The organism is Mesorhizobium sp. U510, assembly GCF_059180695.1.
In genome coordinates this window covers 3,760,861-3,776,954 of the sequence record NZ_CP180532.1, presented here as the reverse complement: position 1 = coordinate 3,776,954, position 16,094 = coordinate 3,760,861, and the positions used below count along the sequence as shown (strand labels likewise).

Here is a 16,094-nt window from a genome sequence, read left to right as displayed (position 1 = left end):
GCCAAGGCGCCGCCGCCCGCCACGAGAGCCGGCAGATTTGTCGTGCCTTTGGTCGGATACACGCTCCAGGCCCCGCCTACGCGACGATACGCGTGCCGGTCCAGTTCTGCCGGATGACCGCCGCCACTCCACCCGACTTCAAGTCTGGAGCGCGCCTCCTATGTCGGTCGTGGATAGATCGAGCCCGGTATACAAGAGCGGCTGGAAGGCAAGCTCGCCGGGCGAGAACCCCAAACTCATTCCCGGCGAGCCTACAACCTGATTTGGAACGCGATCAGGACCGGGGTCAGCCGGCAAACTTTGTGCAGCAAGATAGATGCCAGCTGCTCTGTCCCGAAATGGGACATGCCCAGCGTCTGCTGGTGGTCGAGGCATCGCGATCGGCTAAATCTCGAACTCGCGCTGCCCCTCGTCCATGGCGTTGATCGTTTCAGCGGCGAGCGCGCGGGTGATCGGCATCTTGCGCTCGAGCGCGGTGCGGTCCAGCCGCTCCACCACGCGCATGGCTGTCGCCAGCGAGCGCTCGATGCGCCGCACCAGATATTGCACGACATGCGGTTCGACCTCGACCTGGCGGTCGGCGAACAGTTTGGTGATGACACCGGCCAGCAGCAGGTCGTCGGGCTCGTGGATCTCGACCGTCGCCGCCGCCTTCAGCCGCGAGGCCAGATCGGGCAGCGACACACCCCAGGCCGAGGGAAAACGCCGCGCGGTCAACAGCAGCGTCGAGCCGGCGCCGCGGACCGCATTGATCAGATGGAACAGGCCTTGTTCGTCGACCGCGCCGGCATCGACATCGTCGATCAGCGCCGGCCGGGCGCCGAGACTGGCGATGCTGTCGCCGATGCGCCGGGCGTCGACGGCGACCGCATTGGCGCGCACACGCCAGATGGCGGCCAGATGCGTCTTGCCGGAGCCGGCGGGGCCTGCCAGCACCACCACCGGCGAGGGCCAGTCCGGCCAGCGATCGACCAGTGCCGCCGCCTGGTTGTTGGTGCCGGAGACGACGAGTTCATCGCGCGAATAGCCGGTGCCGTGGCCGAGATCGAGCGGCAGCTGGCGCGGCGGATCGGTTCGTTGGGCGGTCACTTCGAGCGACGTGGTTGGGTGCGGTGGCCGCCGCCACGATCGGCCGGCAGCGGCGGCGCGGCCTCTGTCGCGTGGCCCTTGTAAAGCGGCGATTCGAGATAGCGGGCGATAGCGAAGCGCACAAGAACGGCGACGGCGGCGGAAGCCGGCACGGCAATCAGCAGACCGACAAAACCGAACAGCGCGCCGAAGGCAAACAGGGCGAACATCAGCCACACCGGATGCAGGCCGACGCTTTTGCCGACCAGCCTGGGCTGCAGGATGTTGCCTTCGATGAACTGGCCGATGAAGAAGACCACGGCGACGGCGACGATCATCGTCCAGTCCGGCCAGAACTGGACGAAAGCGACGCCGACGGCCAGCACCAGCCCGGTCAGCGAGCCGACATAGGGGATGAAGGAGATGAGCCCGGCGAACAGGCCGATGAGGATGGCGAAATTCAGCCCGGTCAGCGTCAGACCGGTGGCGTACATGGCGCCCAGCACCAGGCATAGCGTGCCCTGCCCGCGCACGAAGCCAGCGGTCGCGGTGTTGATGTCGCGCGCAATGGCGCGCACGGTCGCGACGTTGTCGCGCGGCACCCAGCTGTCGATGACCGCCACCATGCGGTCCCAGTCGAGCAGCATGTAGAAAGCGACGACCGGCGTCACCACGAACAGGCTGACCACCGAGACCAGCGCCACGCCCGAACTCCAGATCGAGGTGAAGACCGTGGTGAGCAGGCCGAAACCCGACGTCAGCAGCGAATTCAGCCCATCGCGCAAGCCATTGGCGTTGACGCCGAATTTCTGCTCGAGCCATTTCGGATCAAAGGAGGTGATCAGGCTCTGCAGCCGGGTCAGGTATTCCGGCAGTTTGCCGGCGAAATCGGCCATCTGCGTCGCCAGGACCGGGATGAGGATGACAAAGGCCAGCACAAGCACGATGAGGAAGGTGATGAGAATGACCACCGTCGCCATGAAACGCGACAGGCCAAGCCGCTGCAGCCGGTCGGCGACCGGATCGAGGAAATAGGCAAGCACCATGCCGGCGACGAAGGGCAGCAGAATGTTGCTGAACATATAGAGGAACAGCGCAAGGGCGGCGACGCCGGCCACCCAGAAGGAGATCTGCCGGCGGAACGCGGAGACCGCGGCAAGATCGGCAGCCGCGGCCTCGATCACCGCCGCTTCTTCCTCAGATGTCCGGATTGGAGCCTTCGCCATAGCCGCTCATATGCCTCAGCCAAGCCACGAGATAGGCCGCGGCCGAAGCCACGGTCAAGACCCCGGACAGCAATATGAGGGCTGGCCGCAGCGGGTCGAGGTGCATGGCAAAGGCGAGTTCGCCCAGCACGACCGCCGCCAGCACGATCTGGATGGCTGTATTGGCCTTCGACACCAGGAACGGCTTTATCTCGACCGGATGCGCCATCACCGTGGACAACAGGACCGCGCAGACGATCAGCGCATCGCGCGACACCATGGTGACGACCAGCCACAGCGGCAACTGCCCGATGAAGCCCATGACGACGAACACCGAAACCAGAAGCAGCTTGTCGGCCACCGGATCCAGATAGGCGCCGAGTTCGGACTGCTGGTTGAAACGGCGGGCAATGAAGCCGTCGACGCCATCCGAGACGCCGGCGATGACGAAGCCGGCAAAGGCCCAGTCCCAGCGGGCCTGCAGCATGGCCAGCACCACGGCAGGCACCAGGAGAAGGCGCAGGATGGTGATCAGATTGGGGATGGTCAACTCATTGTCCCGCCATGCGCTGTTTGGAGATAGATGAAGGAGATGGAGAGCCGCCACAAGGGACAGTTCGTTCCAGGCGCGAGCGCCAAACCCGATGCCATTCTATCCACGCTTTTGTCAGGTCAAATGGCGCTCGGCTCCGCCGTTATCCTTGCGGACCGAAACCGTTCATGCGAAGAGCCCGCAAACGAGCAGGAAAATTGCGATGAGCAAGCGCGACACAAGCCAGCGCAAAACGGGCCAGCCCAAAACGGGCCAGGCCAAAACGAGCAAGCGCAGGAACGGGCTCACCTATGCCGAGGCCGGCGTCGATATCGATGCAGGCAATCTCATGGTCGAGAAGATCAAGCCGCTGGTGCGTGCCACGCGCCGGCCCGGTGCGGATGGCGAGATCGGCGGTTTCGGCGGGTTGTTCGACCTCAAGGCGGCCGGCTTCACCGATCCGGTGCTGGTCGCCGCCAATGACGGCGTCGGCACCAAGCTCAAGATCGCCATCGATGCCGGCAAGCACGACACGATCGGCATCGACCTCGTCGCCATGTGCGTCAACGACATCGTCGTGCAGGGTGCGGAACCGCTGTTCTTCCTCGACTATTTCGCCACCGGCAAGCTGGACCCCGACCAGGGTGCGGCGATCGTCGGCGGCATCGCCGAAGGCTGCCGGCAGGCCGGCTGCGCGCTGATCGGCGGCGAGACGGCGGAAATGCCCGGCATGTATCACGGCAAGGACTATGATCTCGCCGGCTTTGCCGTGGGCGCGGCCGAACGCGGCCAGCTTTTGCCCACCGACGACATCGTCGAAGGCGACGTGCTTTTGGGTCTCGCGTCCTCCGGCCTGCATTCGAACGGTTTTTCGCTGGTACGCCGCATCGTCGCCGCCAGCGGCCTGGCGTGGAGCGATCAGGCGCCGTTCAACGACGAGGCGACGCTGGCCGAGGCGCTGCTCGAACCGACCCGCATCTACGTCAAGTCGATCCTCAAGGCGATCCGCAACACGCATGGCATCAAGGCGCTGGCGCACATCACCGGCGGCGGTTTCCCGGAGAACATTCCGCGCGTGCTGCCCAAGGATTTCTCGGCCGAGCTCGACCTGGAAGCCATAGACGTGCCGGCGGTGTTCTCTTGGCTGGCCAAGAGCGGCGGCGTGGCGCCGGAAGAAATGATGCGCACCTTCAATTGCGGCGTCGGCATGATCCTGGCGGTCGCCTCCGGCCAGGCGGCGCAGGTCGCCGCCGTGCTGCAGGAAGCCGGCGAGACGGTGACGCCGATCGGCCGCATCGTGCCGCGCCGCGATGCCGGCGTCATCTATCGGGGCTCGATCGGCCTATGAGCACGCAGAGAAAACGCACTGTCGTCCTGATATCGGGACGCGGCTCCAACATGACCGCGCTGATCGCGGCGGCCAGCGACCCGGCCTTCCCGGCCGAGATCGTCGGCGTGATTTCCGACAAGGCCGACGCCGCAGGCCTCGGCATCGCCAAGGCGCGCGGCATCGCCACGCAGGTCATTGCCCGCGCCAACCATGGCAGCAAGCAGGCGCATGACGCGGCGATCGACGCTGCACTCACGGCCTTCAATGCCGAGATCGTGGCGCTGGCCGGCTACATGCGCATCCTCTCCTCCGGCTTCGTCCAGAAATGGCAAGGCCGGATGATCAACATCCACCCTGCCCTGCTGCCGGCGTTCAAGGGCCTCGACACCCATGCTCGCGCGCTGGCCGCGGGCCTGCGCATCCATGGCTGCACCGTGCATTTCGTCACATCAGAGATGGACGACGGGCCGATCATCGCCCAGGCGGCCGTGCCGGTGATGGTCGGCGACAATGCCGATACGCTGGCTGCCCGGGTGCTGAAGGCCGAGCACCGGCTCTATCCGCTGGCGCTGGGGCTGGTCGCCGAAGGCAAGGCGCGCATGGAGGCCGGGCGCACGGTGCTCGCCCACTTTGCCGACGATGCCGACAACGGCACCTCGGTGGTGATGGCGCCCGATCCGCTGCGCGAGGAGGCCGATCTGGAACATCTGGCGCGGATTACGCCCTGAGGGCCGAGGCCAATGGGCGTTTTCGACAGTGCGATCCGGACGAGAGGCGACCTGGCCGGCGTTTTCGAATATGACGAGGCGGGAGACCCGCAAAACGCCACCGCATATTTTTACCTCTATCGAGCCCAAGGAGACGAGTCAGGCTCCGTCGTTGATACAATTCACATACGATCGGGCTCTTGGGCCATCAGCGGATCGGATATCGTCGTCCGGTGGGATAAGGATGAGCGGCGCGTCGGGTTGTTTATCTTCGGTGCCCTTGCCGCAGCTTTCGACACTGAAGCCGGCACCAAGCACGGCGGCGGATATGGCAGAGACTTTCATGCCGATATTCCCTGGTCGGGCTCAAAATGATGAAACAGCTACTCCTTCTGCGCCACGCCAAATCGAGCTGGGACGACCCTGCTCTCGATGATGTCGACCGGCCGCTGGCCGAACGCGGGTTGAAGGCGGCCAAATTGATAGGGCGGGAGCTTGCGGCGCGCGACTGGCTGCCGGACCAGGCGCTGGTGTCGTCGGCTCTGCGCACCCGTGATACATGGCGGCTGGTCGCCGTGGAGCTGCCGGCGCATCCCCGGGTCGTGTTTGCCGAAGCGCTCTACGAGGCTTCTGCGGCGGATATTCTGAGCCAGATTCGTCAAGTCGACCCATCAAGCGGCTGCCTGGCGGTGGTCGGCCACAATCCGGGCTTGGAGGATCTGGCGAAACAGCTTGCCGGATCAGGCTCGGAGGCCAAGGCCCACAAGAGGCTCGAGGAAAAGTTCCCCACGGCAGCCATCGCGCGCTTTGTCTTCGACGGCGACTGGTCTGGCTTGTCGGTCGCCCGACTGACGCATTGCCTGCGCCCCAAGGATCTGAGCTAGAAGTCCTGCCGGGCATGCGGCGGGCAAGCCCGCCGCGCCCGAAACCTCAGTTGCCCCAGATACCCTGGCCGGGTTCCGGCCAGTCGGTGGTGGTCTTCATCCTGGTATCGCCCGCCTTGTGCCCGGCCATATCAGTGTTCTTGACCGCGCTGGTGGCGGCGTGATCCACGCCGGCAATCGAGGCAACCGGCTGGTTGGCATTGTCGGAGCCGTAGTGGTCACTGCCGGCAAGGGCGCCGCCGGTCGCAATGAAGATAGCGGCGGCAGCGAGAGCAATCTTGTTCATTTCAATCTCCTGGTTTCTCCGTTAGGCGGCGTCTTGGGAGGACGGTTCCGCTGGGAATAAGACCCGAGGCCATCCGGTTTTATTCCCGGACGCGGAGCTTTCCCTCTGCTGCTCAAACCGATGCCAGCCCGTGCCTGCCCTGCTGCGCAAAAAACAAGAGCGGCGGGCCGAACCCACCGCTCTTTGTCATCGAGGCCTGCTTGAGCGTTGGCTTAGTTGCCCCAGATCCCCTGGCCGGATTCCGGCTGGACAGAATCAGGCGTCAGCTTGAAGCCGTGATGCTCGACCGGCTTGCGGATCGAGGCCGTGTGGCTGTGGTCGATGTTGCCCGCAGGCGCTGTGATGGCCGGCTGGTTGACGTTGTCCGAGCCATAATGGTCGCTACTGGCAAAGGCGCTGCCCGTGGCAACGAGGATGGCAGCAGCGGTAAGTGCAATCTTGGTCATTTTCTTTACTCCAGTATTCCTAGTTCTGTCCGTCTAGTGGCGTGCCCTTGGGAGGAATTTCGCGTCGCTCGGACAGGCTGGAAGTGGGTTTTTCGTTCGCCGACTTCCAATCACGAAGATGTTCCATCACGCGCGAGATCCGGACCTTGAATTTTGGCCAAGGGTCAGGTGTAAGAAAATTTATTAATAAATATCATATGGTTATCGGAAGGCGCCCGTGCACATTGTGGCGATTTGTCGAGTCGGCGTTGACCGTCCGCTCACGGTTCGTCAACATTATTTGAACCGATCGGTTCGATTTCAGATCGGTACAATCGCATGCATAAAAAACAAGAGCGGCGGGCCAGGCCCACCGCTCTTTGTCGTCTTCCGGGGGGTTGAAGGAATTAACGGCCCCAGATGCCCTGACCCGACTGAGCCGGGACGTCGGCATTGGCGTCGCCCTGTGCCTTCAAAGACTTCACGATCGAACCGGTATGCGTGGTGTCGATGTTAGAGGACGACTGGCTGACAGCCGGCTGGTTGACATTGTTGGATCCATAATTGTCGCTGCCGGCAAAAGCGGCGCCCGTGGCGACGAGGATGGCAGCGGCGGTGAGAGCGATCTTGGTCATTTTAAGTACTCCTGAATTGAAGTTCGGGTTGATATCGGCAGTCGCGATTTAGCGGCCGAAGAGGTTGCGGTCGGCGCCCTGCGGAGCCTGGGCCTGGACGGTCGCGGTCGACTTCGAGGTCGAAGCGGTGACCGAATGATCGACAGCGGCGGCGGGCTGGTTGACGTTGTTGGAGCCGTAGTTGTCGCTGCCGGCGAAAGCGGTGCCCGTGGCGACGAGGATGGCGGCGGCGGTAAGAGCGATCTTGGTCATTTTAAGTACTCCTGAATTCAAATTAGGTTGATCTCGGCAGTCGCGATTAGCGGCCGAAGAGGTTGCGGTCAGCGCCCTGCGGAGCCTGGGCCTGGACGGTCGCGGTCGACTTCGAGGTCGAAGCGGTGACCGAATGGTCGACAGCGGCGGCGGGCTGATTGACGTTGTTGGAGCCGTAGTTGTCGCTGCCGGCAAAAGCGGTGCCCGTGGCGACGAGGATGGCGGCGGCGGTGAGAGCGATCTTGGTCATTTTCTTTACTCCAGTATTTATCTGTCCTGTCCGTCTAGTGGCGTGCCCTTGGGAGGATTTTCGCGTCGCTCGGACCACCCCGAAGTAGGGAATGCCTTTTGGGATTACCAGTCGCGTCGACTTTGCAGGATTTGCTTATATTATAGACAATGCATATTGCATTGCAGCAATTTCTGCGCGATTTACGCAATGATTTCAGCTCATTAGGCTCAGCGTCCCCAACCAAACCGGAGTGTTTTCGGAGGCCATTGTTCACCGTTTGCGGTACAATCTGTCAATCAGAACCGAACCGTTCGGTTCGATTTGCGGGTATGGATTGACAGATTTGAAGCGGCAAGGGTCTGCAGTTATCCCTCGCCAAGACCGCATTTGTCTTGCGTTGAGATCGATACTGTCGCTCATTCAGGAGAGATCAGGGGTGCCGCGGTCATCAAGCCAAGGCGACCCGCTGGAAGGCCGCAAATGGGATCGGGACTGTCATAGATATGCGACTGCTGCTCGTTGAGGACAATCGCGAACTGGCCGACTGGCTGGGAAAGACCTTGCGCCAGGCGAATTATGTAGTCGACATCGTCCATGACGGCGAGGATGTCGAGCACGCGCTGGCGGCGGGCGACCATGCACTCGTCATCCTCGACCTGGCGCTGCCGCGCATGAGCGGCCTGGAGGTGCTGCGCTTGCTGCGGGCGCGCGGCAACCGGGTGCCGGTGATCGTGCTGACCGCCAATGCCAGCCTCGACGGCAGGGTCAAGGGCCTCAATGAAGGCGCCGACGACTATCTGGCCAAGCCATTCCAGATCGAGGAGCTCGAGGCCCGTATCCGGGCGCAGTTGCGCCGCGCCAATGACCGCACCGCGCCTGTCGTTGCCTGCGGCGATCTCGTCTTCGACACCAACACAAGGCTGTTTTCGCTCGCCGGCGAAGCACTGGCGCTCACACCCCGCGAGCATGCGGTGCTGGAGCAATTGATGGTGAAGGCCGGGCGCACGGTGAGCAAGGCAGCACTTTCGGCGGCGATCTATGACTTCGAGACCGATGCCGACCCCAGCGCCATCGAGATCTATGTGCATCGCGTGCGCAAGAAGCTCGAAGGGTCGCGGGTCCAGATCGCCACCTTGCGTGGCCTCGGCTATCTCTTGCGACATGAAGATCAATAGCCTCCGCCTGCAATTGTTGGCATGGGTGGTGCTGCCGCTGGCCGGACTCGCCACCATCAATCTGTGGACCAGCCATGGCAGCGCGCTCGCCACCGCTAACCTGGTCACCGACCGAATGCTGCTCGGCTCGGCTCGGACCATCGCCGAGCAGGTCGCCATGACCGACGGTGTGCTCGATGCCACGATACCGCCGGCAGCGATCGAGATGTTCGATACGGGCGACCGCGACAGCGTCTACTACCATGTCAAGACTGCCAGAGGGCGGCTGCTGACCGGCTATCCCAATCTGCCGGAGGCATTGACGCCGTCCAGCACCGAGGCAACCTATCGCGATCACCGGCTGCGGCTGCTTACCTTCAGCCAGGGTGTGGTCGGCGCCGGCGAGGATTCGCCGATATCGGTTACCGTCGGCGTCACCCTTGCCGGACATGACGCGATGGTGCGGCGACTCTGGTTTGGCGCCTTTGCCCAGCAGTTGGCGCTGGTGGCGATCGCCGGCTTGTTCGTGCTGCTTGGCCTGCATCGCGGCCTGGCGCCGCTCATCAGGCTGCGCGACGCGGTGCGTTCGCCGAACCGCAGCGACCTCGATCCGATTGAAGTGCGGGGCGCGCAGAGTGAAATCCGGCCGCTGATCGATGCGCTAAACGCCTATATGGCACGCGTGCGGGCACAGATGGCGTCGCAACGCCGCTTCGTCGCCAATGCCGCGCACCAGTTGCGCACGCCACTGGCGCTGCTGTCGACGCAGGCGAGCTACGCGCTGCGAGAGACAGTCCCCGATGCCCGCCACGAGGCACTGGTGGCCTTGCAGGCAAGCTCCGGCCGCCTGGCACGGCTTGCCGAACAACTGCTGACCTTGTCGAGAGCCGAGCCGGGCAGCCGACGGCCGCGTGCCGACCGTGTCGACCTGACCGAAGCGGCTCGCCAGGTTCTGGAAACCCATGCGCCGATCGCCGTCAGCCGCAACGTCGATCTCGGCCTTGAGGAGGCCGGTCCCGTGCCGGTCATCGGCGACGGCACCATGCTGCGCGAGATGATCGTCAACCTCGTCGACAATGCGCTGCGCTACTCCTCGTCAGGTGGCAGCGTCACTGTGAGGCTGGCGGCCCTCGATGGCGAAGCCGTACTGACGGTCACCGACGACGGGCCTGGCATCCCGGTGGAAGAGCGGGATCACGTGTTCGAGCGCTTCTATCGCATCGCCGGCTCGACCGAGGAAGGCAGCGGGCTGGGGCTCGCCATCGTGCGCGAGGTTATCGAAAACGCCGGCGGCCGCGTCACCCTGCGGGATGGCGCGGCCGGCGGTCTGGTGGTTGACGTGAGGTTGCCGCTGGCAAGCAGCTAGCCCATGTCGCCGCTCATTGCGTCTCATGCAGCGGCTGGGGACGCCATTTCGCCAGGCGATCCTCGACCATGGTCATCAGATATTCGGCGCCGAGCGCCACCACCATGACAATGACGATTGCCGCATACATGCCGGCGGCGTCGAAGGATCCCTTGGCGATATTGATCAGCAGGCCGATGCCATAGCGCGAGCCGACGAATTCGCCGACGATCGCACCGATGATGGCAAAGCCGAAGCTGACATGCAGGCTGGCGAAGATCCAGCTCATCGCCGAAGGGACGATGACCGAGCGCGTCAACTGCCAGTTGGAGGCTCCGAGGATACGGGCATTGGCAATCATTGCCCTGTCGGCCTCCCGCACGCCCTGGAATGCATTGTGGAAGACAACGAAGAAAACCATGACGAAGGCAAGCGCCACTTTCGAAGCGAGGCCAAGGCCGAGGATCATGATGAAGATCGGCGCCAGAACCACGCGTGGGATGGAATTGATCACCTTGATGTAGATGGAGAAAATGTCGGCGGCCATCCGGTTGCGGCCGAGCGCGACGCCGATGATGATGCCGGCTACCGAGCCGGTCACGAAGCCAATGACCGACTCTTCCATGGTAACATAGAGATGATACCAGAGCGGCCCCTCGGACGTTCCTTCCGTCGTCCATTCATAGAGCCGCTGCGCGATCGCGCTCGGCATCGCGTAGAAGAACGGATCGATCCACGCCAGGCGCGCGGCAATCTCCCACAAGCCGAGAAAGGCGACCAGGATGGCGACCCGCCAGAATATGACGGTGCGGCGGCGGCGCTGCGACGCCTTTGCCGCGGCCGCTTCGATTTCCGCGTCGGAAGTGCCAGGCTTGAATGCCCCTGCCCTGATGTCGATGGCGGCATCTGTCATGGCGTTCCTCCTCAGGCCGCCGCGCGTGCATAGCTGGTCTCGACCTCTTCCTTGAGGTCGGCCCAGATGGTGCGCGAGTAATCGATGAAGCTTTGTTCGTAGCGGATGTCGGCGACGACGCGCGGGCGCGGCAGGTCGATCGTGTAGACCGACTTCACGGTGGCCGGCCCGGCGGTCAGGACATAGACCTTGTCGGCCAAGGCAATCGCCTCTTCCAGGTCATGGGTTACGAAGACCACGGAAGCCTTTGCTTCGGACCAAAGGCGCAGCAACTCCTCATGCATCAGCACGCGGGTCTGCACGTCAAGCGCCGAAAACGGCTCGTCCATGAGCAGGATCTCCGGACCGTTTATGAAAGTCTGCGCCAGCGCCACGCGCTTGCGCATACCGCCCGAAAGCTGGTGCGGATAATGCTGCTCGAATCGCGACAGGCCGACGCGCGCTAGCCAGTCTCGCGCCGCGGCCATGGCTTCGGACTTGGCCTTGCCGCGAAAGAGCGGACCAGCCATCACGTTGTCGATCACGGTTCGCCACGGAAACAGGGCATCGCTTTGGAAAACAAAGCCGATGCGCGGGTCTATCCCTTTGACCGGCGCGCCCATGACACGAACTTCGCCAGCACTTGGGCTTGCCAGTCCGGTCACCAAGTTGAGGGTGGTGGATTTTCCGCAGCCGGTCGGGCCGACAACGGCGACGAATTCGCCGCGCTGTACGGTCATGGTGAAGTCGCGCAGTGCCGTCAGCGATTTGCCGGTGGGTGAAAGGAAACGCCGGCTGACGTTGATCAGCTCGATCGCCGGTGCATTTTTTTCAATAGCCATGGTGGAACTCCTGGATAAGAGCAGACGCCCGCCGTCGGCCCCAAGGCCGCCGGACGTGAAAAACTGACGGGTGCCGGCGCGATGGCTTCATCGCGCCGGCACGGCCTGCTACTTGGCGTTCTTGACGAATTCCGAGGTGTAGGTCTTGGCAAGGTCGATCTGCTTGCCCTGCAGTTCCTTCTTGAAGGCTGAAAGAACCGTCAGCACTGTCTCAGGTCCACCCTCGGGCATGATCCCGTCGGGGGTGAACATCGCCTTGCCGGCATCGAGGGCCTTCACATAGCCTTCCTTGTCGCCGACATAATAGTCCTTCGGCATCTTGTCGGCGATCTCGGCGCCGCTATGCGAATTGATGAACTTCTGCGTCTTGACGAAAGCGTTGGCGAGCTTCTGCACGATGTCCTTGTGCGCTTCGACCCAATCTGTCTGCATATAGAGGGAGGCGGCCGGGTAGGTGCCGCCGAGCGCGGCCTTGGTGCCTTCCATCGTGCGCATGTCGATAAGGACTTTGGCCTCACCAGTCTTCAGCAGCCGCGTGATCGTCGGTTCGGTCGTCATGCCCGCCTGGATCTTGTCCTGCTGCATGGCGGCAATGAAGGTGTTGCCGGCGCCGACCGGAACCGAAGTGAATTCGCCGAGCTTCAAGCCGTTCTTGACGGCCAGATATTCGGTAAGAAAATTCGTCGATGAGCCTAGACCGGTCACGCCCAGGCTCATGCCCTTGAAGTCGGCGGGCGACTTGATCTCGGGATGCTTGGTCGAAACGAGCTCGACCTCGCCCGGCGCCTGGCTGAACTGGACGATGGATTCGACGAATTTGCCCTTGGCCTGCAGATCGATGCAGTGATCATAAAAGCCGACAACTCCTTGCACGGCACCGGCAAGCATCTCGTTTTCGGCGTCGACCCCGGCCGGCTCATTCAGCAACTCCACGTCGAGACCCTCGTCCTTGAAGTAGCCCAGTGCTTCGGTCAGTTTGGCTGGCAGGTAAATCTGCTTCTCGTAGCCGCCGACCATGATGGAAACTTTGTCGGCGGCGTGTACGGACGGCGCTGACAAGGCCATGGTGGCGACGAGTGCGGTTGTGGCGGCTGAATCAAGCAGAATTCGCGCGAGCGACATGGCCTCTTCCCTTCGTTCGTTTCCCGCGCCCCTCTCTCTCCCATCGCGTTTGCGCGACAATATGGGGGCGCCGGACAAGAGTTATGGCACCAACCTTTCATCCAGCTTTCAGGGTAAAGCCGAAAATGACGGCAAAGCTTACGGATCAGTAAGCCGTGGCCAGCAGGCCGTCGCGGCGTCGTGAAAATGCCCGCCGTGCCAAGTTCAGCGGTCAAACCCAAGCACGTCGCGCATATCATATTCGCCGGGCGAGCGTCCCGACACCCAAAGTGCCGCGGCGATGGCGCCACGGGCGAACATGGTGCGGTCGCCGGCAGCGTGCGACAAGGTAACAAGCTCGCCTTCGGCACAGAAGCTGGCGCTGTGTTCGCCGATGATGCTGCCGCCGCGAACCACCGCAAAACCGATCTCGCCGGCTGGCCGCGCGCCGGTGACGCCGTCGCGGACGCGCCTGGCGACCGCGTCCAGTTCGACGCCGCGTCCACCGGCGACAGCCTGTCCCAGCATCAGTGCGGTGCCTGACGGCGCGTCGATCTTGTGGCGATGATGCGCCTCGAAAATCTCGGCGTCCCAATCTTCGGGGGCGAGCGCTCTCGCCGCCCGCTCGACCAGTCCGACCAGCATGTTCAGTCCAAGCGAAAAACTGCCGGAGCGGACGATGGGAATCGTTTTCGCGGCATCGGCTATATCAGCCAGTTCGCCCGCATCGAAACCGGTCGAACCGATCACCAGGGCCGGTCCGCCCCAATTTGCGCAAACCCTCGCCAGATCGGCGGAGGCGGCGGGCGTGGTGAAATCGATCACCACATCGGCCATGGCAAGCGCCTCGTCGCGGCTCGCCAGCCCGTCGCCGACACTGCTTGGGCGATGGAAGCGGGCAGCAAGCGCGAGCCGCGGATCGGCCTGCACGGCCTCCGCCATCTGCCGCCCCATGCGGCCCAGCGCCCCGGCGATGGCGACCCTGATCGGCGGTTGCACCATGATCTCGGCTATTTCCACATGCCGCGCATGCGCGCGCCGATGTCGACGCGCACCTCCGGCCGGGGCGCCCTGCTTTGCGCCGCCTGTGCGCTCGGCCAGGACATCTGCTGGAACGCGGCGAGGATCGAGGCCGGGATGAAGCGGGTGCGTGAGGCGTAGAGGTGACGGTCGCCGCGCGCGGCCTGGCCATGGGGAAAGAAGCGCTGCGGCATGACCAGGTTGAGGCTATCCTTGGCCCGCGTCATCGCCACATAGAGCAGCCGGCGCTCCTCCTCGATATCCTCCTTGGTGCCGACGCCGAGATCAGCCGGAATGCAGCCATCGACGGTGTTGAGCACGAAGACGTTCTTCCACTCCTGGCCCTTGGCCGAGTGGATGGTCGACAGGATCAGATAGTCCTCGTCGCGATGCGGCGGCCCCGCCTGGTCGCTGGTCGCGTCCGGCGGATCGAGCGTGAGTTCGGTCAGGAAGCGTTCGCGCGAGGCGTAGCCAGAGCCGATCTGCTCGAGCTGCAACAGGTCGGCGCGACGTGTGACGGCATCCTCATGGATGCGTTCCAGATGTGGCTCGTACCAGAGCCTGACCTGTTCGAGATCGGCCGGCCATTTGGCGCCGGCCCGCAGGCCGGAATAGAGCGAGACGAAACCCGGCCAGTCATCTGCAGCGCGTTGCGGCGGCCGCCAGCCGGCCAGCCCCATCGCCTCGTCCAGAGCCGATGTCATCGTCTCGACAATCTGCGCGGCAGCCGAAGGGCCAATGCCCGGCATCAGTTGCAGGACGCGAAAGCCGGCGACGCGGTCGCGCGGGTTTTCGGCAAAACGCAGCACCGCCAGCACATCCTTGACATGGGCGGCATCGAGGAATTTCAGGCCGCCGAACTTGACGAAGGGAATGTTGCGCCGCGTCAGCTCGATCTCCAGCGGCCCGCTGTGATGCGAGGCGCGAAACAGCACTGCCTGCGATTTCAGCGCCGTGCCAGCTTCTCGTTCGGCCAGAATGGTATCGCAGACGAAGTTGGCCTGCTCGACCTCGTCGCGGACGCTCACCAGCCTTGGCTTGTCGGTGGATTTGCGCTCCGACCAAAGGTTCTTGGTGAAGCGCTCCGAGGCCTCGCCGATCACCGCATTGGCGGCGGCCAGAATGGTTTCTGTCGAGCGGTAATTGCGCTCCAGCATCACCACATCGGCGGCCTGCGCGAACTGTTTTGGAAAATCGAGGATGTTGCGCACCTCGGCGGCGCGGAACGAATAGATCGACTGCGCATCGTCGCCGACCACCGTCAGCCCGGCGCCGTCGGGTTTCAGCGCCATCAGGATCGAGGCCTGCAGCCGGTTGGTGTCCTGGTATTCGTCGACCAGAACGTGGTCGAAACGCCCGCCCAGATGCGCCGCTATTTCCGGCTCGGCCGCCATCTGCACCCAGTAGAGCAGCAGATCGTCGTAATCGAGCACGTTCTGCGCCTGCTTGGCCTCGACATAGCCGGCGAACAGTTGCTTGAGCTGATCGGTCCAACCGGCGCACCAGGGAAAGGCGGCCCCCAGCACTTCGCCGAGCGGCGCCTGCGCGTTGACGGCGCGCGAATAGATGGCAAGGCAGGTGCCCTTGGTTGGAAAACGCGCTTCCGTTTTCGAGAAGCCAAGTTCGTGGCGCACGAGGTTCATCAGGTCGGCGGAATCCTCGCGATCATGGATGGTGAAGGCCGGGTCGAGGCCGATCTCCAGCGCATAGTCGCGCAACAGCCGGGCGCCGATGCCGTGAAAAGTGCCTGCCCAGGTCAGCGCATCGGTGATGACCGCGGCGTCGCGGCCGAGCACCTCGCCAGCGATGCGCTCGACGCGCTTGGCCATTTCGGACGCGGCGCGCCGCGAAAAGGTCATCAGCAGGATACGGCGCGGGTCGGCACCCCTGACGATCAGATGGGCGACGCGATGCGCTAGCGTGTTGGTCTTGCCCGAGCCGGCGCCGGCAATGACCAGCAAGGGCCCGGCGATCTTGCCGTCGCCATGCTCGACGGCCTGGCGCTGGGCGTCGTTCAGCCGCGCGAGATAGGCGGGCTGGGGAGTCGGTTCCACAAATGTCGAATCATGGGCGGCGAGGTTCATCGCCCATCAAGCATCGTTTCCGCTTTGTTCGCAACATGCAAGCGGCGCGACGGACCCTTGATTTTGATGCAATTCCCAACGCAAAGCGCTGTGCACTTTC

General features: G+C 63.5%; 19 protein-coding genes. 6 read left to right on the top strand and 13 right to left on the bottom strand.

The window, feature by feature from the left end; all coding sequences use genetic code 11:
• Positions 1 to 384 precede the first annotated feature (384 nt).
• From hdaA to ACLGL5_RS19710, 3 genes are read right to left on the bottom strand one after another with little or no spacing between them, the layout of a single operon-like run.
• The gene (gene hdaA, locus ACLGL5_RS19720) at positions 385 to 1,089 is read right to left on the bottom strand and encodes a DnaA regulatory inactivator HdaA (protein WP_069091839.1); all 705 of its coding nucleotides are present in this window, start codon (positions 1,087 to 1,089) and stop codon (positions 385 to 387) included.
• On the bottom strand, positions 1,086 to 2,294 hold the full coding sequence (locus ACLGL5_RS19715; RefSeq protein ID WP_020628823.1) for an AI-2E family transporter: 1,209 nt from the start codon (positions 2,292 to 2,294) through the stop codon (positions 1,086 to 1,088). Before ACLGL5_RS19715 ends, hdaA begins: the two co-directional genes overlap by 4 nt.
• Positions 2,266 to 2,823: a CDP-alcohol phosphatidyltransferase family protein gene (locus ACLGL5_RS19710; protein WP_019857371.1), complete on the bottom strand. Its 558-nt coding sequence runs from the start codon at positions 2,821 to 2,823 to the stop codon at positions 2,266 to 2,268. The genes ACLGL5_RS19715 and ACLGL5_RS19710 overlap by 29 nt, the downstream gene beginning before the upstream one ends.
• 205 nt (positions 2,824 to 3,028) lie before the next feature.
• Here ACLGL5_RS19710 and purM point away from each other — a divergent pair, with 205 nt between their 5' ends.
• Genes purM through ACLGL5_RS19690 form a run of 4 tightly spaced genes read left to right on the top strand, consistent with a single transcriptional unit; the run spans position 3,029 to position 5,726 of the window.
• Complete coding sequence (purM, locus tag ACLGL5_RS19705) at positions 3,029 to 4,153, top strand: phosphoribosylformylglycinamidine cyclo-ligase (RefSeq protein WP_019857370.1); 1,125 nt, start codon at positions 3,029 to 3,031, stop codon at positions 4,151 to 4,153.
• A complete protein-coding gene (purN, locus tag ACLGL5_RS19700) occupies positions 4,150 to 4,863 on the top strand; it encodes a phosphoribosylglycinamide formyltransferase (RefSeq protein WP_064984901.1) in 714 nt (237 codons plus the stop codon). Before purM ends, purN begins: the two co-directional genes overlap by 4 nt.
• 12 nt (positions 4,864 to 4,875) lie before the next feature.
• A complete protein-coding gene (locus ACLGL5_RS19695; protein WP_019857368.1) occupies positions 4,876 to 5,217 on the top strand; it encodes a hypothetical protein in 342 nt (113 codons plus the stop codon).
• Complete coding sequence (locus ACLGL5_RS19690; protein WP_069091838.1) at positions 5,217 to 5,726, top strand: SixA phosphatase family protein; 510 nt, start codon at positions 5,217 to 5,219, stop codon at positions 5,724 to 5,726. Before ACLGL5_RS19695 ends, ACLGL5_RS19690 begins: the two co-directional genes overlap by 1 nt.
• 46 nt (positions 5,727 to 5,772) lie before the next feature.
• Here ACLGL5_RS19690 and ACLGL5_RS19685 read toward each other — a convergent pair whose 3' ends face one another.
• The 5 genes from ACLGL5_RS19685 to ACLGL5_RS19665 form a co-directional block, all read right to left on the bottom strand.
• Positions 5,773 to 6,012, bottom strand: a complete 240-nt coding sequence (locus tag ACLGL5_RS19685) for a DUF680 domain-containing protein (protein WP_019857366.1) — start codon at positions 6,010 to 6,012, stop codon at positions 5,773 to 5,775.
• Positions 6,013 to 6,224: 212 nt separating this feature from the next.
• Positions 6,225 to 6,458, bottom strand: coding sequence for a DUF680 domain-containing protein (locus ACLGL5_RS19680; RefSeq protein ID WP_019857365.1), 234 nt, complete (start codon positions 6,456 to 6,458; stop codon positions 6,225 to 6,227).
• 386 nt (positions 6,459 to 6,844) lie between these two features.
• Positions 6,845 to 7,072, bottom strand: a complete 228-nt coding sequence (locus ACLGL5_RS19675) for a DUF680 domain-containing protein (RefSeq protein ID WP_019857364.1) — start codon at positions 7,070 to 7,072, stop codon at positions 6,845 to 6,847.
• Positions 7,073 to 7,120: 48 nt separating this feature from the next.
• Positions 7,121 to 7,324, bottom strand: a complete 204-nt coding sequence (locus ACLGL5_RS19670) for a DUF680 domain-containing protein (RefSeq protein WP_019857363.1) — start codon at positions 7,322 to 7,324, stop codon at positions 7,121 to 7,123.
• 46 nt (positions 7,325 to 7,370) lie between these two features.
• Positions 7,371 to 7,574 carry a DUF680 domain-containing protein gene (locus tag ACLGL5_RS19665; RefSeq protein ID WP_019857363.1) on the bottom strand — a complete coding sequence of 68 codons (204 nt, stop codon included), beginning with the start codon at positions 7,572 to 7,574 and terminating at the stop codon, positions 7,371 to 7,373.
• A 485-nt stretch (positions 7,575 to 8,059) separates the two neighbouring features.
• On the opposite strand from ACLGL5_RS19665, the gene ACLGL5_RS19660 reads away from it, so the two are divergent.
• Both ACLGL5_RS19660 and ACLGL5_RS19655 read left to right on the top strand, forming a co-directional pair.
• The gene (locus tag ACLGL5_RS19660; protein ID WP_019857362.1) at positions 8,060 to 8,731 is read left to right on the top strand and encodes a response regulator; all 672 of its coding nucleotides are present in this window, start codon (positions 8,060 to 8,062) and stop codon (positions 8,729 to 8,731) included.
• Positions 8,718 to 10,076 carry a sensor histidine kinase gene (locus ACLGL5_RS19655; RefSeq protein ID WP_069091837.1) on the top strand — a complete coding sequence of 453 codons (1,359 nt, stop codon included), beginning with the start codon at positions 8,718 to 8,720 and terminating at the stop codon, positions 10,074 to 10,076. Before ACLGL5_RS19660 ends, ACLGL5_RS19655 begins: the two co-directional genes overlap by 14 nt.
• Positions 10,077 to 10,089: 13 nt before the next feature.
• On the opposite strand, the gene ACLGL5_RS19650 is transcribed toward ACLGL5_RS19655, so the two are convergent.
• From ACLGL5_RS19650 to ACLGL5_RS19630, 5 genes are all read right to left on the bottom strand, one after another.
• The gene (locus tag ACLGL5_RS19650; RefSeq protein WP_019857360.1) at positions 10,090 to 10,968 is read right to left on the bottom strand and encodes an ABC transporter permease; all 879 of its coding nucleotides are present in this window, start codon (positions 10,966 to 10,968) and stop codon (positions 10,090 to 10,092) included.
• A gap of 11 nt (positions 10,969 to 10,979) precedes the next feature.
• Positions 10,980 to 11,789 (bottom strand): ABC transporter ATP-binding protein, encoded by an 810-nt coding sequence (locus ACLGL5_RS19645; RefSeq protein WP_038645810.1) that lies wholly within the window; start codon positions 11,787 to 11,789, stop codon positions 10,980 to 10,982.
• A gap of 108 nt (positions 11,790 to 11,897) precedes the next feature.
• The gene (locus ACLGL5_RS19640) at positions 11,898 to 12,854 is read right to left on the bottom strand and encodes an ABC transporter substrate-binding protein (protein ID WP_441939346.1); all 957 of its coding nucleotides are present in this window, start codon (positions 12,852 to 12,854) and stop codon (positions 11,898 to 11,900) included.
• Positions 12,855 to 13,115: 261 nt separating this feature from the next.
• Complete coding sequence (gene dapB, locus ACLGL5_RS19635) at positions 13,116 to 13,892, bottom strand: 4-hydroxy-tetrahydrodipicolinate reductase (RefSeq protein ID WP_069091835.1); 777 nt, start codon at positions 13,890 to 13,892, stop codon at positions 13,116 to 13,118.
• 8 nt (positions 13,893 to 13,900) lie between these two features.
• A complete protein-coding gene (locus ACLGL5_RS19630) occupies positions 13,901 to 15,994 on the bottom strand; it encodes an ATP-dependent helicase (RefSeq protein WP_069091834.1) in 2,094 nt (697 codons plus the stop codon).
• Between the last annotated feature and the right edge of the window lie 100 nt (positions 15,995 to 16,094).